Genomic DNA, 20681 nt, shown 5'->3' on the forward strand with positions numbered 1-20681 from the left:
CCTGAACATGGACGTTATCCCGGTTTCACTGTACGTACTGCTGGCCTACTGGGGATTTCACCAGTTGGGTATTTTCCCGGCAGATCTGGATCAGGCCGTGTTCGCGGTGCAACTGCCTTCTGGGGCTATCTGGCAACCAACCTATGGCGACCTGATGCTGGTGCTGGGTCTGGTTGCGCTGTTCATTGAGATCTTCAAATCCACCCGCACCACAGACACCTCCATCATAGACCATGTACTGTCCACCTTCGTGCTGACTGGCTATCTGGTGATGTGGCTGATCGACCCGTGGGCAGGCAATTCCTATTTCCTGCTGCTGTCCTTGATGGCGCTGATCGACGTGATTGCCGGTTTTACCGTTACCATTGCGGCTGCACGGCGGGATATTGAAGTGGAGAAATAGGTGTGTGCAGACACACACATTCCCGGCATGGCACGTATCGGAGAATTTCATGGATAACAACCCACACACCCACGGCAAGGTTGGTCTGTTCAGCGCCTTGGGCATCGGTATCGGCGGCATGGTCGGCGGCGGTATCTTCGCAGTACAGGGGGAGGCGATCCTGCTGGCAAAACAGGCGACCCCGCTGGCATTCATGCTGGGCGGCATCCTGGCGTTGATTACCTTTGCCGGTGTGGCTGTCGCCAGCGGTTTTATCTTTATTGCGTTTCAGGGATTTGAACTGATAGCCAACGCCATCCGTGACATCCAATACCGTTATTCTGAACCTATACAAACCTACTCATGATAGATTTATTGTCAGATTTCTGCTTCATCGAGGCTGCCCAGAGGAACGGCTTGGTTATTGCCATTAAAACTCCCACAGTGGGGGGCTTTACGCTGATGAGGCGACCGCTTGCTCCCCCAGGTCTCACGACCTCTCCACAGACTTTACATCCGGCGTAACTCGCCGTAGGTGATTGTGCCAAAGCAACCGGACTTACCTCTCAAAACAGGTTCGAGAAAACCGTCAATCACCCCAATAATCTAGTAGATAGTGCGCTATTTCTCCACATTGATAACGACAAAGTTACCCATTTTGATGATATTTGGATAATTAGGTGCAACTTTTATAATAACTGTTATTAACCCTACCCACACATTACCACGTGCCTTTTACGGCTCCATCATCCTGACCAGCCTGCTGTACCTGTTCATCACTGTGACCGTGATCAGTGTGGAACCCCTGCAACATATCGCCGACATCAAGGAAACCGTGCTGGCGGAAGCCGCCCGCCCATTGCTGGGCGATACCGGCTACCGGCTGATCGCCATCGCTGCCATGTTTTCTACCCTGGCAGCCATTACCGTCACGCTTTATGGCATCAACCGGCTTGGGCATGAACTCGCCCGTGAACGGGAATTGCCCGCTTTCATGCTGGCAACCAGCGGCTGGAAACCCTTACTGTTACGCCTGTTACTGTTCAGCAGTGTTGCCATCGTGCTGGCTAACACCCTGGACATAAACACAACCGCCATTCTGGCCAGTGGCTTGTTCCTGCTGGTGTTTGGCGTGGTCAATGCCGCTGCACTGGAGCTTGCTGAACCGATCGGAGCTAACCGCTGGCTACCTTTATTGGGTGCACTGTCTGCCTTCTTTGCCCTGACCGCCCTGCTGCTGTTTGCCATGCATAGCCTGCCCAATGCTGCACTGGTGTTGCTGGATACCCTACTGGCGGCATTGATGTACCGAACCCTGTACCGGATTTACGCCAGCAAAACCTCCCGCTGAACCTGCATAACACCGCCGGTAATATCCACCAGGTCGAGGACACCGGTTGCGGCATACCGGAAGCGGAACTGGACGCAGTGTCCAAACCGTTTTACCGCGCGGGCAACAGCACCGAACCCGGCAGCGGGCTGGGCTTGGCGATCAGCCAGGAAATCGCCAAGCGGCTGGGGGGAACATCCGTCTGATAAACTGGGCGGGCGGTGGCTTGGCATTCATCTATCGACAAGCGCTTACCGGGTGAATCCAAGACATACTACAGTTCACTGATCCTGTTACTGGGAGCCTGCTTTACGTATATGTTTGCGCAGCACAAGAGCCGATAAAAGCCAACCTGCTGTCGGTATCCCTACTGGCGCAGCTTCCAGACCACGAACACCAGCACCAGCGCAATCATCACCACTGCCACCAGCACGATTATCCACAAAAATTCTTCCACATAGGTTGCCAGCAACAGAGTGAGCAGCAGCAACGTCCCCACCACGTACAGCTTCCACGACACCAGCATCCCGTCAACGAAAGTGGCAAATGCCAGCACCAGCAGAATCAACAGACCGGTGGTTTCGTAGTTAAGCCGCCCCGTACCCAACAACAGGTAAATCACCGCCATGGCGACCAACGCAGCCCCCCATAACACCATCTGCTGGAACAACAACTTGCCACTGCCCACCAACCCCAAACGCCGCGCACGCCACATCCCCCATAAGGTACTCGCCAACGCTATCAGGATCAGTATGTAGCGCCAGTAACCGTGAGCACTTTCGCCTCGGTAATCGGTCATCCCCACCCCCAACAGCGCCAGAAACATAATGCCGACGAACAACATGGCGTCAATTTTTAGGACATGCCGGAAAGCTGCCATCCGCTCCGTCAAGGGCAGGTCAGTATCAACCTTGCCAACCCCATCCTTTGGTTTGTTCATAACGTTTTCTCCCGTGAATATTTGCCAATAAATAAGTACCAGACCAAAGCAGCCAGTGCTATTAACACCAGGCCAACCACGTAAGGCTCGACACTGTGCAACACGTGTTTCACCTGCACAAAATGCTTGCCCAGCAAGAAGATGCCGCCGCCCCAGAAGCCGACCCACAAGGCCGCCCCCAGCGCGTTATAGGTAAAGAAACGCCACCAGGGCATCCCCATGCTTCCCGCGACTATACCGTTGATCTGGCGCAGGATTTCAAAAAACCGCGCCGTGACCACCATGCCGCCGCCGTAACGGGTGAAAAACCGTTCTACATGCGCCAGATGGGTAGGCTTGACCCCAACCTTCAGCAACAGGGAACGCCCGCCCCAGCGCCCGATGGCATAACCAAGGTTGTCGCCCAACACTGCCGCCAGCCACGCCGTCAACAGCAGGACGGGAAGCTGCATTTCCCCGCGCTCCGCCAACAATGCCGCAGCAATGATCAGGGTTTCGCCGGGTGCGGGGAGGCCGAAGCCTTCCACGAACACCCCGCCGAACACGGCGAAGTAACCGTACTGGTCGAGCCAAGGTTTGGCGAGGGTGAGGTAGTGTTCCAACATGAGGTGGGTCTCCTGAGTGCAATGGGCGTGATGCAAGGGATACTGCAAATCCCGTTCCAACAACATTAATCGCTGTTAAATGAATGGGTTGGATTTACCGGCAGCAGCGGAATACAGGGGGTGGGGAATATTACCCAGCGGGCTTGCCTGTTTCCCCCAGAAACCCGCCCACCAGCGCCGCCACCGCGTCAGCATGGGTCACAGGCGCGGCATGGCCTGCCCCCGGAATGACCACCAGCCGCCCATCCCCCAACCACCACGCCAATTGCGCCGAATGTTCCAGCGTGATCACATCACGCTCCCCCACCACCACCAACACTGGGGCGTGGATCGCCTGCAAATCCGCCCGCAACAAGCGCGGGCCGTGATGCCACAAACGGTGGATTTGCCGTTTGAGTGGGTCGCGCTGCGTGTCCGGCTGCAACTCCGCCAATGCCTCTTGGGTCAGGCCGGAAGCATCGAAATTGGCACTGACCGCCACGATCCTGCCCACCCGTTGCGGTGCATCCCGCCCCAGCAGCAGGGCAATAATGCCGCCATCACTCCAGCCCAGCAGGTCGGTGTGGGCAATCTGCAAACGCTCCAGCACTTGCAGCACATCCTGCGCAAACAGCTCATAGCTCAGCAAAGCATCACCGAGGGTGGACTTGCCATGCCCGCGTGTATCCACCAACACCACCCGCCAACCTGCTGCCACCAGCCCCGGCACTTGCGCAAACCAGCTCAAGCGGTTGCTCAGACCACCGTGCAGCAGCACCAGCGGCTTGCCCTCGCCGTAAACCGTGTAATGGATACGCGCCCCGTGCCAGTCAACATGCCCTGCTTCAAACGCGGCGGATGAGGTCAGCAACCACCACAGGTAACGCCAGAAATACCCTACTATTTGCCAGTAATGCCTCATTTCATCAGCACCTGCCGGTAGCCGCCCGCCACCAGCGCCGCCACATCCAGCAGGATCGATGCCAGCGATGCCCGACGCGGATAGGCCAGATACAAACTGCGCCACTGCGGGTTGAACTTGTTTTTATAATCGCGCAAACCCTTGAAATTGTAGAAATGGTTGCCGTACTGGTACACCAGCCGGATCAACCGTTCCTCACGCCGTGACCAAGCACTTTCCCCTACCCCCGCCAGCGGCGCTACCCCCAGATCAAACCACGCATAGCCCGCCGCCGCCGCGTGCTGCATCAGGCTGACGAACAGGAAATCCATCGTCCCACCCGGTGCATCCGCCAGATGGCGCATCAAATCAATGCGGTATTCGCTATGCTCAGCGAAATCCGGCGTCACGCTGGCAAACGCCACCAGCCGTTCGCCCTGCCACACCAGCGCAAACCCGGCACATTGTTCCAGAAAACCACGCTCAAACCGCCCCAGCGAAAAGCCTTTTTCCGCCGCCTGCTTTTCCTCCATCCACGCTGCCGACACCGCTGCCAGCTTGTCCCACAAGCCCTCCGGCAAGGGCTGTTGCACCACCTCAAAACGCAAGCCGTCACGAGTACCGTGGTTCAAGGCTGTGCGGTATTTCTGCGCCTTCTTGCCGACCAAGGTGAAATCCTGCAACGTCACCCGCGCCTTTTCCCCCAGTTTCAACAGCGCGAAACCGGCATTCAGGTAGTGGTGCAAATTGGCCTCATCCACCTGATAGAACACCGCCACCCGGTTGTAATCCTCCGCCATGCGCCGGAAGGCATTGATCCCCGCCACTACCCCGCTGGCGTCTGCCGCCGCCGGGTCGCCCATCACGATCAGGTGGTTGCGCTTTTCCCCGTACTGGAGCAGCGCGGTGTTCCCCTCGCTAAAAAACAGGTACTTGTCGCCCAAAAAGCTCAGGTAGGAATAGCCGGTATTGCCAACACGCTCATAAAACTGCCGCGCCCGTGCCAGCAGTGCCGCATCCGGCAACACCATCCCCTCCGGCAGGGGCATGGAAAACCACGTCCACCTCAGCCACGCCAAAAAGGTCAGCAACATCACCACCAGCGCCCGCGCATAACGGGCCGCGTCGGCATCGTGGGCAAACGTCCCCAGCCGCACGGTAAACGCCTGCGAGCCGTACAGGGCTTCCCCCAGCATTGCCGCCACTGCCAGCGCCAGCAACCCTGCCGCCAGCCAGCGCAGGCTACGGCGGCTGGTAAGCGGATAACCGCGCCGCCGGAACGCCGCCCGATTGACCCACAACAACCCCGACACCGCCAGCAACAGCAAGGCTTCCTCTAGCGCCAGCCCTTTCAGCAAGCTCAAGCCTATCCCCAGCCACAACACCACTTGGGTAGCCGGATAAGCCGCCCGCATCCCGGCGCTGATCCCCCGCGCCAGCCCCAGCAGCAACACCCCCACCACCACGCTGGACAGGTGAAAACCTTCCCGCAGCAACAACGGCATCCACGCCGCCAACACCTCCAGCCGCCCCGCCAGCGCCGGGAATGCCGCCGACACCAGCAGCAACACCCCGGCGACAAAGGTCAGGTAGGCCAGCATCTGGGTTCCCAGATGCCCAGCCCCGTGCAACAAGGCATGTAACAATTTATGCAGCAGGGTTTTCATGACAGGTACTCACGGTTGGCAACAAGGTGCAGGGGGAACAAGCAAGATTTGTTCCAGCCCCGCATAGTGCCAATTTGGGGAATATTCCCCAATCCTGTCCTGCCCCTTGGCAAATATCCCCAAACAGTCTGCCCCAGCGATAGAGAACCCATTCAACATACTGATTTACAAGTAACTAAAACAGATGGCATGGAATATGCTGGAACACCGGCAAGCCTTATCCATTAGCCAAGGAAGCCATGCCATGACAACACACACCCCACCCAAACGCTTCGCCACCCTGATGGTGGTCGGATTAAGCGCCAGCCTGCTGTTCGGCCTGACCGCCTGCGGGGCGGATACCGGCAACCCGCCACCCGCCAACGAAGCAAGCCCCCACGGCACTACCGCCCCAGCCCTTGGCATCAAACCCAATGCGCTGGAAAGCACAATGGCTGATACCTCGGAAGCCTTGCTGACGCACGCCCAAGCGGTTTACGGCAACTTGCAGCTTGCCCGCGAAGCCGCCCTCAACCAGGACAAAACCGGCTTCATCAAAGCCTTGGGCGATGCCCGTGCAGCCCTCAACCAGTTGCCGGACACCCCAACCGCCATGGCAGAAGTAGTGGAAAACCCCGATGACTGGGCGTTGTTTCCGGTGCAGGCTGTCAAGGAAGACCTCGACGCTGCTGCCAGTGCTGCCGACAACGACAGCCCTTACTGGTCGGGTGCGTTGGAAGCCGCCGAGGATGCGCTCGCCACCTTCCACTGGTACGGGCAAGCCCCCAGCGCACCGTTGCTGGCGGCCTACAACGACGTGCTGAACGCTTACGCCATCGCATCCGCCCCCGATTTCCGCCCTGACCAGAACCAGACTGTCATTGACCAATTGGGCAAGGCCGCAGACAACCTGCAAACCCTTCCCGCCGCCGCCGATTTGCAGGCCGCCACCCGCGCCCTGATCGACAAGGTGACGCCGGAAAGCGGTGCCATCAAGCAACTGGCACACGACATCCACCTGCTGATCAGCCAGCAGCGCCAACAGGCTGCTACGGCGGCACAGCAACCCACCCCGTAACGCCAGCGGAGCTTCGCTATGGACTTCCTGCACGACCCAATTTTACTCTCGCGCTTCCAGTTCGCCTTCACCGCTATGTTCCACATCCTGTGGCCGGTGCTGACCGTGGGGTTAGGGGTGTTCCTACTGGTGCTGGAAGTGCTGTGGCTGAAAACCGGCGATGACGATTACTACCGCCACGCCCGTTTCTGGGCAACCCTGTTCACCCTCAATTTCACCATCGGAGTAGTGACGGGTTTGCCACTGGAGTTTGAGTTCGGCAGCAACTGGGCAAACTTTTCCGCTGCTGCCGGGGATTTCTTCGGCAATATCCTCGGCTTTGAGGGCGCGATGGCCTTCATGCTGGAAGCCGGTTTCCTCGGCATCATGTTGCTGGGCTGGCAGCGAGTCCCGGCAGGGATGCACTTGTTCGCCACCCTGATGGTGGTGTTCGGCGCGTCGCTGTCGGTGTTCTGGATTCTGGTGGCGAATACTTGGTTGCAAAACCCGGCGGGCGGTGTGTTCCAGCACGGCATTTTTGTGATCAAAGATTATTGGGAGGCGATCTTCAACCCGATGCTGCTGGCGAGCGTGGCGCACATGTGGCTGGCAGCACTGGAAACCGGTCTGTTTGTGATCCTCGGCATCACCGCATGGTATTTGCTGCAAGGGCGGGAAACGGCTTTTTTCCTCAAGGCATTCCGTCTCGCCCTGTTGCTGGCAGTGATCGTCGCGCCGTTGCAAATCTGGATGGGCGATACCAGCGGACGCGGGGTATTTGAACACCAGCCTGCCAAAGGGGCGGCAATTGAAGGGCATTGGCACACTAACCCGGCGGGCGAAGGTGCGTCATGGGCATTGGTTGCATGGCCGAATGCCACCACCCAAAGCAACGATTGGGCAGTTACTATCCCAGATGTACTTAGCCTGCTGGCAACCCATACCCTGGACGGCAAGGTGGTGGGCTTGAAAGACATCCCGGTGGCTGACCAGCCGCCTGCATTGCCACTGCTGTTTTACAGCTTCCGTATCATGGTGGCGGTGGGAGTGTGGTTCTGGCTACTGGGATTGTGGTCGGTGTGGGTGTATTGGCGTGGTGGCTTGCGGCCTGCAACGGTGGGGCAACAACGCTGGTTGCTGCGGGCATGGCTGTATTCCTTGCCGCTGGGTTATGTGGCGGTGGAATGCGGCTGGATCGTGCGCGAAGTCGGGCGGCAACCGTGGATCATCTACGGGGTGATGCGCACCACAGAAGGCGCGTCCACGCTGCCTGCCCCACTGGTGGCGGCCTCGCTGGGGCTGTACCTGTTGCTTTACGCCGGTCTGTTGCTGGCATTCTGGGTATTCGCCCGCCGCTGGTTGCGGCAAGGGCCAAAACCACTGGAGGCATTGTCATGAATGAACTGCACGCTTTTCTGGTGACCGCTTGGTTTGTGCTGCTGGGGCTGATCATTGTGCTGTATGTGGTGCTGGACGGCTTTGACCTCGGCATCGGGATGCTCAGCCTGCTGGAGCCGCAACTGGAGTTGCGCCGCCGCATGTTACTGCCCATTAGCGGGGTGTGGGATGCCAACGAAACTTGGCTAGTGCTGGCGGGCGGAGTGCTGTTTGGCGCGTTCCCGCTGGGCTATGCGCTGATCCTCAGCCAGTTGTATGTCCCGGTGCTGTTGTTGCTGGTGGGGCTGATCCTGCGCGGGGTGGGGCTGGAATACAGCCACCATGCCGAACACCCGCGCTGGTGGCTACGTCTGTTCGGGGTGGGCAGCGTGTTAGCGACGCTGGCACAGGGGTTGCTGCTGGGCGGTATCCTCAATGGCTTGCCCGCAACCGGGGCAAGCACTGCGGGTTTCATTGCCAACTGGCTGAATCCGTTCACCTTGCTGGTGACAGTGGGGGTGGTGCTGGGTTATGCCCTGCTGGGGGCAACGTTCCTGCTGCAACGCTGTAGCGATGGGCGGGTGCAAGCTCAGGCGCGGCGCTGGGGCAGGCTGGCGGCAAGCGGCATGTTGCTGGCACTGGCGGCGGTGGCGGTATGGACACCGCTGTTACACCCTCCGATGGCGCAACGTTGGGCAACCCCGCCTACCCTGATGGTCATGACCGGGGTCTTGCTGTCCGGCAGCATTGCCGGGGTTGGGTTATTCCAGAGCCTGCGGGTGCGGGATTACGGCTCGCCGTTCCTGTGGGGCTTGCTGGTGTTCGTGCTGGCATTCATCGGTCTGGCGGTGAGCCTGTACCCGGAACTGGTTCCCGGACGCTTGAGTCTGGAACAGGCGGCAGCGTCCAACCAGACCCTGTTGTTCATGATTGTGGGGATAGGCACGCTCATGCCGCTGATGCTCGCCTATAATGGTTTCCAGTATCTGGTTTTCAGCAAAACCGACCAAACACAGGAGTGACCATGCCCAGCCCCCACCAAACAGCCCGCCGCCTGCAACCGCTGTGGATTCCGCTGGCAATCCTTGGCGGTTTGCTGCTGCTCTCCCTGCTGGCGCAACTGGCACTGGCGTGGCGTTCCTATGAACGCATCCTGCCCACCGACCAGCATGTGGCACATCTGGAACAGTTGCAGCAAACCCTGAGTACCGTGGAAACCAGCCTAACGCAGCAACTGCCTGCCGACCGCCCCCTTGTCCCCGGCTGACCAGCAAACCCTGCATCAGGCGCTGGAAGATCTGCTCACCCAAGCCGGACACATGGTGGACACCACCCCCGCCAACCTGAAACAGGCGCAAGCCCTGCTGGCAAACCCAGATACCCCCGCCCGCACCATCCTGCTGGATACCCTCACGCTGCTGCGCCAGATATTCCGTGCCGAATCCGTAGCCCACCAGCAACTGACCGGCGACATGCTGGCTGCCGCACGCACCGAACTGGAAATCGGTGTGCTGGTGCTGCTGCTGTTACCGCTGGGTGTCATTACCCTGCTGGTGCTAATGCGGCGGCGGATTTTTTCCCCGCTCAACCTGATGGGCGAACTGATGGAACAGCTTGGCGAACGCCGTTACCAGCGCATCCCTCCCGACCACATCGACCCGCTGTTCCAGCCGCTGGCTGACAATTACAACCAGATGGTGGTGCGCCTGTCGGAACTGGAGGCCGAACACCTGCAATACCAACAGCGCCTGGAACAGCAGGTGCAGGATGCCACCCGTACCCTGATCGGGCAGCAGCGCAATCTGGCGGACAGCGAACGGTTGGCGGTACTGGGCGAAGTGATGGCGCGGATTGCCCACGAATTACGCAACCCGCTGGCAGGCATCAAAATGGCCTGCCGCAACCTGCACGAAGACATGACCGACCAGCTTGACGCCGACAGCTATCCTGAACGCCTCGCCCTGATCAGCACCGAAATCACCCGCATGGGCAAACTGCTCGACAGCTTGCTGGATCAAGCCCGCCACCAGCCCGAAACGGCCCAGAACGTGGCGGTGGACAAGGCGGTGAGCGAACTGCTGGCACTGGCGCGTTACCAGATGCCCGTTCATATTTGCCTGCAACAACAAATACCTTCCGGCATCGTCTGTCACCTGCCCGGCATCCGCTTACGGCAAGTGCTGCTCAACCTGATTCTGAATGCGCAACAAGCGATGGGGGAACAACCCGGCACGATTCTACTGACAGCCGACGTGCAGGCGGGTATCCTGCACCTCAGCGTGTGCGATCAAGGCCCCGGTTTCCCCAGCAACATGCTCGGCAACAGCGTGCAGGCGTTCCACAGCCAGCGCGACGGCGGCAACGGGCTGGGGTTGTCGATGGTGCAACGATTTGTACGCAACCTCGGCGGCAAACTGGAATTGCGCAACCGCGAACCCCACGGCGCGTGCGTCACCCTCCAACTCAACTGTCCGGTAGTCACACCCCATGTCTGAAACCCTGCTCATCATCGAAGACGAACCCCTACTTGGCAGCGAACTGCAACGCCATTACCGCAAGCTCGGCTATGAAGCCATCTGGGCGCAAACTTGCGCCGATGCCCGCCGCAAGCTGCACAGCCGCAGCCTTGACCCGCTGGTGGTGCTATCCGACCTCAACCTGCCAGATGGCAATGGACTTGACTTGCTGGAAGAACAGGTAAGCCCGCGCACTGGTTGCGAATGGATTTTTCTCACTGGCTACGGCGACGTGCCGGACTCGGTACGCGCCTTGCGGCTGGGCGCGTTCGACTTCCTCACCAAGCCTTGCCCGCAGGAATTGCTCGACCTCACGGTGCAAAGTGCCGTCCGCAGTGCGCAGGCGCAACGCCGGTTGCAGGCCGGGGCGCAGGATGCCAGCCAGCGTTACGGGGTGGCGGCTTTCCTCGGCAGCAGCACGGCGGCGGCGCAAACCCGGCAGATGTTGCAGCAGCTTGCCCAAGTACCGTTCAGTTCGCTGATCCTCACCGGCGAAACTGGCACCGGCAAGGGGCTGGCGGCTCGCATCCTGCATTACAACAGCTCCCGTACCCAGCAGCCACTGGTGGAACTCAACTGTGCTGCCCTGCCCAAGGAACTGATGGAATCGGAACTGTTCGGGCATGAGGCAGGCGCATTCACCGGCGCTAAGGCCCGCCATCGCGGGCTGGTGGAACAGGCCGACGGTGGCACACTGTTCCTCGATGAAATCGGCGAAATGCCGCTGGACTTGCAAGCCAAACTCTTGAAAGTGCTGGAAGACCGCAAACTGCGCCGTTTGGGTGGGGAACGTGAACTGGCGGTGGACATTCAGGTGATTGCCGCCACCAACCGCAACCTGCCCGCCGAAATCAGCGCGGGCAATTTCCGCGCCGACCTCTACCACCGCCTGAGCGTGTTTGAAATCCGCCTGCCCGCCCTGCACGAACGCCGGGGCGACCTGCGCGAACTGGTGCCGGTGTTCATTGCCGAATTCAATGCCAAATCCGGGCGCAAGGTCAGCCAGGTTGCACCCCGCATTTGGGCGCTGCTCGAACAGCACGCCTGGCCTGGCAATGTGCGCGAGTTGCGCAATGTGCTGGAACGCTGCGTACTGCTGGCTACCTCCCAGCAGTTGCCGGAACAGTGGTTGCAATTGCAGCCAGCACCCCTGCCGGAAACAGTGGCAGATGCAGTTCCGGCAACGCCTGCCCCCATTGCGCCAGCCAGCCCGCCGCTTGCCCCGCCTGCCCCGGTGGCCATATCTGCCAGTGACGGGGCTGCTGACGGCGAACGGCTGTGCTTCCCGCTGGATGGTTCAATGGGGCTGGACGACATGGTGGGGGAAATCATCAGCAAAATGCTGGACAAGCATAGCGGCAATGTGATGGAAGTGGCGCGGGTATTGAACACCACCCGCGAGAAAATCCGCTACCGGATCGAGAAGTTCCAGTTGCGTTAGGTCAGTTTTTTTGCCATCAAGCCGCCCGCAAACACGCTACAATCCCCACGTCTTCCCTGTCTGGATTGCTTGCAACCAATGATCAAACGCTACACCGACCATTCCGCCAACGAACGCACCTACCTGGCCTGGATACGCACCGCGATTGCGGTGATGACGTTTGGCTTCCTGATTGAAAAGTTTGACCTGTTCCTCTCCTACCTCAGCAAGGTGATGGGCGCAACCGAAACCCTGCATTCCTCGCGCACGGTGGAACTGGTAGGCATCGGGCTGTTCCTGATCGGTATCCTGATCATCGTTACCGCAACGGCACGCTTTTTCCAGTACAAGTGCATGATCGAAGCCGAAGAACCTTACACTTACGGGGTCAAGCGCACCAACCTGTTGCTGTCGGCACTGATGATCGTGGTGGCGGGCTTCTTGCTGGTTTATATCGCGCACAGCCTGTTTGCCAGCCCTGCCCCCAAACCGCAGGCCACGCCCGTTGCAGCCCCTGCCCCGGTTGCTCCGCCACCCGCGCCACAGCAGACGGCGGAACCCGCAGCAGCCGAAGGCAAGCCTGCCAGCAAAGCGCACGACAAAACCAACAACAAACACCATGATCAAAAACAATGATTAACAACTTTGTGTCGCATGTCGCCAATGAACGTACCTTCCTGTCATGGGTGCGCACCGCCATCGGGGTGATGGCGTTTGGCTTCCTGATCGAAAAACTGGATCTGACCTTCCAGCAACTCAACCACGCAGGCAAGCTGGCGTTCCCCTACCCCTCCTCTGGCAACGTCAAGGTGGTCAGCCTTGGTCTGCTGCTGGCTGGAGCTGTCATCATCAGTGCCGCCACTTGGCGCTTTTTCCGCAACAAGTGGCTATTGGATGCGGATGCGCTTTACCCGGTTTCGCTCAAACGCCACAACCTGTGGCTGGCGCTGCTGATGGTGGTGGGCGGCGGCATGGCACTGGGGTATATTGCCCTGCATTTCGGCTGATACCACGCAACCGTGGGGAATAATCCCCATCTTCAAATTAATTCTAATAAAAACAAAGCACTACAATAGTGGCACAGATAGTGCATTGGCTCCTGTACTTTTCATCATACCAGGAGACCGTCATGAACAAGCCCCACGTCATCATCCTCGGCGGCAACTTTGCCGGATTGGGCAGCGCCCAGAAAATCCGCGAATACGCTGATGACACCGTTGACATTACTGTCATCGACCGTAAGAACTACCTGCTGTATGTCCCCAACATCCCTGCCGAAGTGTTTGAAAACCGCGACCCGGAAGAGTCGTTGCGGATGGATTTGCCCTCCACCCTCAAGCACGACAACATCGGTTTTATTCAGGGCGAAGTGACTGCGCTGGATGTGGATAGCAAAACCGTCACTTACGTCCCCAGTGAACGCCCCGGAGCAGAAACCCAGCACATCCGCTACGACTATCTGGTGATAGCCGTCGGCTCACGGCTGGCCTTTGACAAGATTGAAGGGTTCAGCGAATTCGGCGACAGCGTGACCGATTTCTACCACGGCAATAAATTGCGCCGCAAACTGCACGACGGCACATACCAAGGCGGCCCGGTGGTGGTGGCATCCGCCCGTTTCAACCAAGGGGATGGTGCATGGGGGCTGGAGCCTTACCCCGGCGGACACATCCCCAACGCGATGGCGGCTTGTGAAGGTCCGCCAGTGGAAGTTGCCCTCGCCATGGCGACCTGGCTGCAACAGCACAAGCTGGGCGATGCCAGCAAGATTACCCTCACCACCCCTGCCGACATGATCGCCGAAGATGCCGGGGAACAGGTGGTTGGGCAATTGCTGCAAGCCGCCAGCGCAATGGGTTTCCACTACCTCAACAATACCCGTGACATTGTGCGCCTGACCGCCGACAGCATCGAGTTTGCCAATGGTCAGACCGTACCCGCTGAACTCAAACTGGTATTCCCGGACTGGGAGGCGCACCCGTTCCTCAAAGGGTTGCCGATCAGCGACAGCTCCGGCTATGTCATCACCGACCTGCTGATGCGCAACCCGCGTTACCCGGAAGTGTTTGCAGCGGGCGACTGCGCCGCCGTGACCGTTCCCAAGCTGGGCGCTATCGGTCATCAGGAATGTGACATTGTGGGCAGGCAGATTGCTTACGACCGTGGCTTGCTGAGTGCGGAAGAGGCTAACCGCCCGTTGCAGCCTGTGGTGTTCTGCATCGGTGACATGGGCGCAGGCAAAGGCTTCTACATCCGCTCCAATAGCTGGTTTGGCGGAGACACCCAAATCCTGAAAATGGGGCGCATCCCTTACCTGTTGAAAATGCAGTACAAGACCCTGTTCATGAACAGCAAGGGCAAGACCCCGGTCTGGGGCAACGATGTCGCCGAATTCCTTGCTGAAAAACTGTAAACCAACTGTCAACTGCGACCAACGGGCAAGCCTCCGGCTGCCCGCCGGAGAATGCCATCATGAAAGCCCTGAAAATCAGTCTGTTGCTCATTGCCGTGCTGGCTCTGGTGGGTGGAGCGTGGTTCTGGTCGGATTACAGCAGCCAGCACCCCAGCACCGACGATGCCTACGTCGCTGCCAACACCGTCAACATCAGCCCGCAAACGGCTGGGCAAGTCGCCGAGGTGCTGGTCAAATCTTTCCAACCGGTGAAAAAAGGCGACGTGCTGCTGCGGCTGGATGACAGCAATGTCCGGCTGGCGGTGCAACAGGCGCAAGCCGCCGTCACCCTTGCGCAGGAACAAGCCCAATCCACCCAAGCACAATCCCGCGCCAGCAAAGCACAAGCGGATGCCAGCCGTCAGGAACAGGCCAACGCCGCCCTCGACAACCAACGCAACCAAATGCTGGGCGACAAGGGACTGGTTCCCCGTGAAGATGCCGACAATGCCCGCTTCAAGCTGAAGGAAGCACAAGCTGCCTTCGCCGCCGCCAATGCCACCATTGACTCGGTGCAGGCCAGCAGTGCACAGGCTTCCACCCAAATCCTGACAGCACGCCTGAAACTGGCACAGGCACAACTGGACTTGTCCCACACCGTGATTACCGCGCCTGCTGATGGTGTGCTGGGCGAAGTCAGCATTCAGCCCGGCGATTTCGTCAGCATCGGCGAAGACCTGTTCCCGATGGTGGACAGCAGCAGCGTCTGGGTAGCCGCCAATTTCAAGGAAACCGATCTGGAACGCATCCACCCCGGCCAGCCAGTCAGTGTTGAGTTGGACATGTACCCCAAACAACGCTATCAGGGTGAAGTGGAATCGGTCAGCCCCGCCAGTGGCTCGTCTTTCTCGCTGATTCCGGCGCAAAACGCCACCGGCAACTGGGTTAAAGTCACACAGCGTTTCCCGGTGCACATCCGCATCCTCAACCCGGACGGCAACCTGCCATTACGGTTAGGCGCAAGTGCCAGCGCCACCATTGACGCCACCTCCCCTCCACCCGCCAAGGATTAAGCCAATGGACACCGCCAGCAGTACAACCAGTATCGCCAAACCCGGTGTCTCGCGTGGCCTGATTAGTATCACGGTCATGTTGACCACCATCATGGTGATCCTCGACATGACCATTATCAACGTGGCACTGCCGGACATGATGGGCGCACTGGGCGCGACTTCCGACCAGATTACCTGGGTGCTGACCAGCTATATCGTGGTGGAAGCGGTCATGATACCGCTGACCGGCTTTCTGGTGACGCGGGTCGGGCGCAAGCGGCTGATGCTGGTGAGCGTGGCGGGGTTTGTCATCGCCTCCGCGCTGTGCGGGCAAGCCGGTAGCTTGCAGGAAATGATTGCCTTCCGCCTGTTGCAGGGGTTGTTTGGCGCGTCGGTCGTGCCGTTGTCGCAGTCGGTGATGGTGGATGCTTTCCCCAAGGAAGAACGCGGGCAGGCAATGGCGCTGTGGGGCATCGGTATTATGCTGGGGCCGATACTGGGGCCAACGCTGGGCGGTTATATCACCGAACATCTGGGCTGGCGCTGGGTGTTTTACATCAACTTGCCGGTCGGCATCCTCAATCTGTTGATGGTGTGGACGCTGCTGCAAGCGGAAGCGGGGCGCAAGGTCAGCGGCGACTGGCTGGGGGCTGCGTTCATGGTGGTCGGCATCGGTAGCCTGCAACTGCTGCTGGATCAGGGCAACCAGAAAAACTGGTTCGATTCCGGCCTGATTCAGGCACTGGCACTGATCAGCGTGTTGGCACTAGGGTATTTCGTGCTGCGTTCGTGGAATCGCCCTGACAGCATCGTCAAACTGCAATTGTTGAAAGACCGCAATCTGGCGACGGCCTGTTTCATGATGTTTGTGTTCGGTCTGGGGATGTTCGGCACGATTGCGCTGCAACCGATCATGCTGGAAAACCTGTTCGGTTATAACGCTGAAACTGCCGGACTGGTGATGGCTCCACGCGGGTTGGCCTCGATGGCGGGCATGTTTCTTGTCTCTCGCCTGATCAATCGGGTGGATTTGCGCCTGATTATCCTGACCGGTTTTGCGTTTTCCGCTACCGGCACTTGGATGTTGACCCAATTAAGTCTGGAAGCGGCGCAAGCGAATTTTATCTGGAATAGTATCGTGCAAGGTTTCGGGCTGGGGATGATCTTCGTGCCACTCTCCACCCTCGCCTACGAAACCCTCAGCAAGGCGCAAACCAGCCAAGCGGCGGGCATTTACAACCTGTCGCGCACCATCGGCAGTTCGGTGGGAATTTCGGTGGCAACCGCCCTGCTCAGCCATGCCGATAAAATGAGCATAAGCGGGCTGAGCGCCCACATTACTGCCAGCAATCCGGCGGTGACGCAATGGCTGGCGACCCAGCACCTGAGCTTGCACAGCCCGCAAGCCATCAGTACGCTGGCGAATGAAGTGCAGCAGCAGGCGATGATGTTGGCGTTCAACGATACTTTCTGGGTGGTGATGCTCAGTTTCCTGATACTGGCTCCGCTGCTGTTGTTAATCCGGCGACCCAAAGCCAGCACCCATGACGCAAGCCTGCCGCCGATGGAATAAAGGGAGCATATACCAGTCCGTGCCATAAAATAGTTTTTTTGATCAGGGAAATATGGTTAGATGACTGGTAACAAAAGCAGCCATGAGTAATGTATGACATTAAAAATCACTTTCACTGAGGATGAGATAGCGGAGCTGTTCTACTGGAAGGAGCGCCATCCTCATCCCAGAGTCCGTAAGAAAATGTCCGTGCTGTACCTGAAATCCCAACAGTTGACGCATAAGGAAATCAAACGATTGGAAAGGATTACAGAAGCCACGCTGCTTGCCTACCTAAACGCCTACCTACAACCTAACGGTTTAGAAGCTCTTAAAGAAATACGATTCAATAAACCACAGAGTGATTTGATGGCATATAAAGACAAGATTGAAGCCTATTTTCGTGAATATCCCCCCGCAACCAGCAAGGCGGCAGCCGCTAAGATTGAGGAGCTGACAGGCATCAAACGCAGTGAGGACAGGGTACGTGTCTTTATGAAGAAAATAGGGATGGACATCCATAAAGTGGGGATGATACCCGCCAAAGCTGATGTGGAAGCACAAGAAAAGTTCCTGGAAAATGAACTAAAACCGCGCATTCAGGAGGCTAAGGAGGGCAAACGCGCCCTTTTTTTGTCGATGCCGCCCACTTCGTGTTAGCACCGTTTCTGGGGTTTTTGTGGTCATTTTCCCGCGTATTCATCAAAGCCCCCTGTGGTCGACAACGCTACAACGTATTGGGCGCACTCAATGCGATAACGCTACAACTCATCACGATCACTAACGACTCCTATATCAACGCTAACAGCGTGTGTGAATTATTGGAAAAAATTGCAGCGTTAGCACTCAAAATACCGATCACTTTGGTCTTGGATAATGCCAAGTATCAACGCTGTGAAGCCGTGTTTGCCTGTGCGAAAAGGCTCAATATTGAACTATTATTTTTACCGACCTATTCACCCAACCTCAATCTGATTGAACGGTTGTGGAAGTTCGTCAAGAAAAAATGCTTGTACTCGAAATACTATGATAAGTTTCCCGCTTTCAAGGCGGCCATCACCAACTGTCTCGACAAGCTGGATACCGATCACAAGAAAGAACTGACCCAGTTGATGACAACAAATTTTCAAACCTTTAAAAATGTTCAGGTCTTGACGCTGTAAGGTATATGAAAAAGCCCGGTATCACTACCGGGCTAAAAGCTGATCAAATCTCAACTTATTATTGATTTCCCTTAAACAGCAACTTTGCCGCCATCATTACGAGTAATCACCACGGTAGCCGATTGCGGACGTGCAGTGCCACCTTTCGGCCAGTGGCTGGTGAATTTAGCTGGGTCAGTGACCGATTCGCTATTTTCGCCCGGATGCTGGATATTGACGAAAATTGCCTTGCCGTCTGGAGTTTCCGCAATTCCGGTGATTTCGCAATCTTTGGGGCCAACGAGGAAGCGGCGTAATGCGGTGGTACTGGCTTTTTTACCTGCACGAGTTTTCACGGCGGTTTGACCAGAAGGCACACCCTGATTGGTAACAGTCGTTTCTGCCCCGTCACCCACCGTACCCGGAACGGCTGCCAACATCATGCAGTTGGTGGTATCGGTGTAGTAACCATCATCGGTTTGCACCCACAATAAACCCGGTGTGGCGTAGCTGAACCATAAACCATCAGGGCTAGAGAAATCGTTTTCAGCCGTCAAACCCGACAGATTAACGTCTGCGGCAGCATCCGCTTGCGCCCCGAACAGGTAAATATCCCAGTTGAAAGCCGTCGCCGCATGATCACTACCCGCTTCTTTCCAACGGATAATGTGACCGTTGACATTGCCTTTGCTGGTGGTCGCACCTTTCGCATCAGAATAGTAACGTGGGTTAGCCGCATCCAACGGTACAGCCGTCGAACCGCGCCCGCTGCTGGAAACGTTGTTGGTCAGGGTCATGTACACTTCGCCGTTGAGCGGATTAACCGCGCCCCATTCCGGGCGATCCATTTTGGTTGCCCCCACAGCATCGGCAGCAATTCGAGCATTCGTGACCACATCAGCCTCATCCGCAAACGCATAAGTGGCGTAAGTGGCAACTTTGGTGTTGCTCAGGCTCAGCAACTCCCACGTACCCGTGCCATCAGCATTGAACTTGGCAGCGTACAATTTGCCGGCATCCATGTATTTATCGCCTGCGGCTGCTCCGGCATTCGCATCAGCAGCACTCCACAATGCAGTGGAAACAAACTTATAGATATATTCGTTACGCGAGTCATCACCCATGTAGAACACCACCGGTTTGCCCACTACTGGCTTGGCAGGCCAACAACCTTCGTGACCAAAACGCCCAAACGCGGTACGTTTTTTCGGGGTAGACGTGGGGTTGAACGGGTCAATTTCCACAATCCAACCAAAGGTGTTCGCCACGTTGCGGAAGTCATCGGCAGCCGTTGCGCCCGTTGCACCCGCATTCCAGCGGCGGTACAAGTCTGTGGTATCGTTTGCCCCTGGACGTGACCAGTTGTAACGCCCAGAAGTCGCACCACCTACCCCATAACGCTTAAATGAAGCAACTTCTTTAGGAGTACGTGCTGTATCGGCTTCTCGGCGGTAGAAATAACCCGCCCAGTTTTCTTCACAGGTTAGGTACGTACCCCACGGGGTGTAGCCGTTACCACAGTTGTTGATCGTGCCACGGGTATTGGTTCCGGCAGTGGAATAGGCGGTGGTCATCATCGCACCACGCGCAGGGCCGGTGATTTCCATATCAGTCGCCGCGTTAATACGGCGATTCAGGGTAGAAGCGCGATTCAACTGATAGGTAGCACCGTTTCTAGCTACTTCAACGACCGTGACACCGTGCAGTGCCACTTCCTTGTCGATTTCAGTGGTCGGGCGAGCAACAGTACCTGTGGTGTCGGTGATACCTGTAGGACCATTCGCGTGTACAAACCCAAGATCTTCCGCAACTTCATGGTTGCTGCACAATACGCCCTTGCTGGAGTTGCTGGAATCAACACCTGTACCGGCAGCATTCAGACCGAAATAATGCATACCGTCATGATGATCGCCAACACGGAACGCAAAACTGGCAGCATCATCGGTTCCCTCGTTACTGTAAGCTGGGGTACTGGCATTGATCGGGTCGCCAGTGGCCATCAAGACAGTCGCGGTGTAACCTGCTGGCACGGTCAATGCATCGGCAATACTTTTAGCAACGGGGTTAAAACTCAATGTCAGGCCACTCGTGCCATCACCAGTAGTCGCTACCGTTGCATCATCACTACCACAGCCACTCAAACCCACGCCGAGTACTGATGCTGCCATTAAGGCAAAACTGCCACGCAGCAATCCACGACGGGTCATTCGAGCTTCAAGAATTTGTTCAAAGGAAGGATTATTCGAGGTGTTGTAACCAATGTCATCTGGATCAACCAAATTACTCATGCCTATATCCTCAACAAGTGTTGGTAAAGGGAATGTACGGGCAAAAGCCTAACGCTTCATTGTGAAGGTTATATTTCAATTGGATTAAGAGATGATGTCAGT

20 protein-coding genes and 1 pseudogene are annotated in these 20681 nt (G+C 57.5%); 15 read left to right on the top strand and 6 right to left on the bottom strand.

What is annotated here, in order from left to right:
• Positions 1 to 7: 7 nt before the first annotated feature.
• The 3 genes from QJT81_15165 to QJT81_15175 all read left to right on the top strand — a co-directional run bounded on the left by QJT81_15165 (position 8) and on the right by QJT81_15175 (position 1733).
• Complete coding sequence (locus QJT81_15165) at positions 8 to 403, top strand: hypothetical protein (GenBank protein ID WGZ93149.1); 396 nt, start codon at positions 8 to 10, stop codon at positions 401 to 403.
• Positions 404 to 452: 49 nt separating this feature from the next.
• A complete protein-coding gene (locus QJT81_15170; GenBank protein ID WGZ93150.1) occupies positions 453 to 749 on the top strand; it encodes a hypothetical protein in 297 nt (98 codons plus the stop codon).
• Positions 750 to 1085: 336 nt separating this feature from the next.
• Positions 1086 to 1733 (top strand): amino acid permease, encoded by a 648-nt coding sequence (locus QJT81_15175; protein WGZ96498.1) that lies wholly within the window; start codon positions 1086 to 1088, stop codon positions 1731 to 1733.
• Positions 1734 to 1824: 91 nt separating this feature from the next.
• Here the strand turns inward: QJT81_15175 and QJT81_15180 are convergent, their stop codons facing one another.
• From QJT81_15180 to QJT81_15200, 5 genes are all read right to left on the bottom strand, one after another.
• On the bottom strand, positions 1825 to 1980 hold the full coding sequence (locus QJT81_15180; GenBank protein WGZ93151.1) for a hypothetical protein: 156 nt from the start codon (positions 1978 to 1980) through the stop codon (positions 1825 to 1827).
• Between the two features lie 99 nt (positions 1981 to 2079).
• Entirely contained in the window at positions 2080 to 2652 is a 573-nt protein-coding gene (locus tag QJT81_15185; protein WGZ93152.1) for a hypothetical protein, read from the bottom strand.
• Positions 2649 to 3257 (bottom strand): DedA family protein, encoded by a 609-nt coding sequence (locus QJT81_15190; protein ID WGZ93153.1) that lies wholly within the window; start codon positions 3255 to 3257, stop codon positions 2649 to 2651. The genes QJT81_15185 and QJT81_15190 overlap by 4 nt, the downstream gene beginning before the upstream one ends.
• A gap of 130 nt (positions 3258 to 3387) precedes the next feature.
• The gene (locus tag QJT81_15195; protein ID WGZ93154.1) at positions 3388 to 4158 is read right to left on the bottom strand and encodes an alpha/beta hydrolase; all 771 of its coding nucleotides are present in this window, start codon (positions 4156 to 4158) and stop codon (positions 3388 to 3390) included.
• On the bottom strand, positions 4155 to 5804 hold the full coding sequence (locus QJT81_15200; GenBank protein WGZ93155.1) for a phosphatidylglycerol lysyltransferase domain-containing protein: 1650 nt from the start codon (positions 5802 to 5804) through the stop codon (positions 4155 to 4157). The genes QJT81_15195 and QJT81_15200 overlap by 4 nt, the downstream gene beginning before the upstream one ends.
• A gap of 244 nt (positions 5805 to 6048) precedes the next feature.
• On the opposite strand from QJT81_15200, the gene QJT81_15205 reads away from it, so the two are divergent.
• The 12 genes and pseudogenes from QJT81_15205 (at position 6049) to QJT81_15260 (ending at position 18312) form a co-directional block, all read left to right on the top strand.
• Positions 6049 to 6861 carry a hypothetical protein gene (locus QJT81_15205; GenBank protein ID WGZ93156.1) on the top strand — a complete coding sequence of 271 codons (813 nt, stop codon included), beginning with the start codon at positions 6049 to 6051 and terminating at the stop codon, positions 6859 to 6861.
• Positions 6862 to 6879: 18 nt separating this feature from the next.
• Complete coding sequence (locus QJT81_15210; GenBank protein ID WGZ93157.1) at positions 6880 to 8238, top strand: cytochrome ubiquinol oxidase subunit I; 1359 nt, start codon at positions 6880 to 6882, stop codon at positions 8236 to 8238.
• Complete coding sequence (gene cydB / locus QJT81_15215; protein ID WGZ93158.1) at positions 8235 to 9239, top strand: cytochrome d ubiquinol oxidase subunit II; 1005 nt, start codon at positions 8235 to 8237, stop codon at positions 9237 to 9239. Before QJT81_15210 ends, cydB begins: the two co-directional genes overlap by 4 nt.
• Positions 9240 to 9241: 2 nt before the next feature.
• A complete protein-coding gene (locus QJT81_15220) occupies positions 9242 to 9484 on the top strand; it encodes a hypothetical protein (GenBank protein ID WGZ93159.1) in 243 nt (80 codons plus the stop codon).
• The gene (locus tag QJT81_15225; GenBank protein ID WGZ93160.1) at positions 9471 to 10712 is read left to right on the top strand and encodes an ATP-binding protein; all 1242 of its coding nucleotides are present in this window, start codon (positions 9471 to 9473) and stop codon (positions 10710 to 10712) included. The genes QJT81_15220 and QJT81_15225 overlap by 14 nt, the downstream gene beginning before the upstream one ends.
• Positions 10705 to 12174, top strand: a complete 1470-nt coding sequence (locus QJT81_15230) for a sigma-54 dependent transcriptional regulator (protein ID WGZ93161.1) — start codon at positions 10705 to 10707, stop codon at positions 12172 to 12174. The genes QJT81_15225 and QJT81_15230 overlap by 8 nt, the downstream gene beginning before the upstream one ends.
• 78 nt (positions 12175 to 12252) lie before the next feature.
• Positions 12253 to 12789 (top strand): DUF202 domain-containing protein, encoded by a 537-nt coding sequence (locus tag QJT81_15235; protein WGZ93162.1) that lies wholly within the window; start codon positions 12253 to 12255, stop codon positions 12787 to 12789.
• The gene (locus QJT81_15240; GenBank protein ID WGZ93163.1) at positions 12786 to 13160 is read left to right on the top strand and encodes a DUF202 domain-containing protein; all 375 of its coding nucleotides are present in this window, start codon (positions 12786 to 12788) and stop codon (positions 13158 to 13160) included. Before QJT81_15235 ends, QJT81_15240 begins: the two co-directional genes overlap by 4 nt.
• A 122-nt stretch (positions 13161 to 13282) precedes the next feature.
• Entirely contained in the window at positions 13283 to 14566 is a 1284-nt protein-coding gene (locus QJT81_15245; protein WGZ93164.1) for an FAD-dependent oxidoreductase, read from the top strand.
• A 59-nt stretch (positions 14567 to 14625) separates the two neighbouring features.
• Positions 14626 to 15618, top strand: coding sequence for an HlyD family secretion protein (locus QJT81_15250; protein ID WGZ93165.1), 993 nt, complete (start codon positions 14626 to 14628; stop codon positions 15616 to 15618).
• Positions 15619 to 15622: 4 nt separating this feature from the next.
• On the top strand, positions 15623 to 17170 hold the full coding sequence (locus QJT81_15255; protein WGZ93166.1) for a DHA2 family efflux MFS transporter permease subunit: 1548 nt from the start codon (positions 15623 to 15625) through the stop codon (positions 17168 to 17170).
• A gap of 93 nt (positions 17171 to 17263) precedes the next feature.
• Positions 17264 to 18312 (top strand): annotated as a pseudogene (locus tag QJT81_15260) (IS630 family transposase).
• A gap of 71 nt (positions 18313 to 18383) precedes the next feature.
• Here QJT81_15260 and QJT81_15265 read toward each other — a convergent pair.
• The gene (locus QJT81_15265; protein ID WGZ93167.1) at positions 18384 to 20579 is read right to left on the bottom strand and encodes a PhoX family phosphatase; all 2196 of its coding nucleotides are present in this window, start codon (positions 20577 to 20579) and stop codon (positions 18384 to 18386) included.
• Positions 20580 to 20681: the final 102 nt, after the last annotated feature.

It is taken from the genome of Candidatus Thiothrix putei (assembly GCA_029972225.1).
Taxonomy (GTDB): Bacteria; Pseudomonadota; Gammaproteobacteria; order Thiotrichales; family Thiotrichaceae; genus Thiothrix; species Thiothrix putei.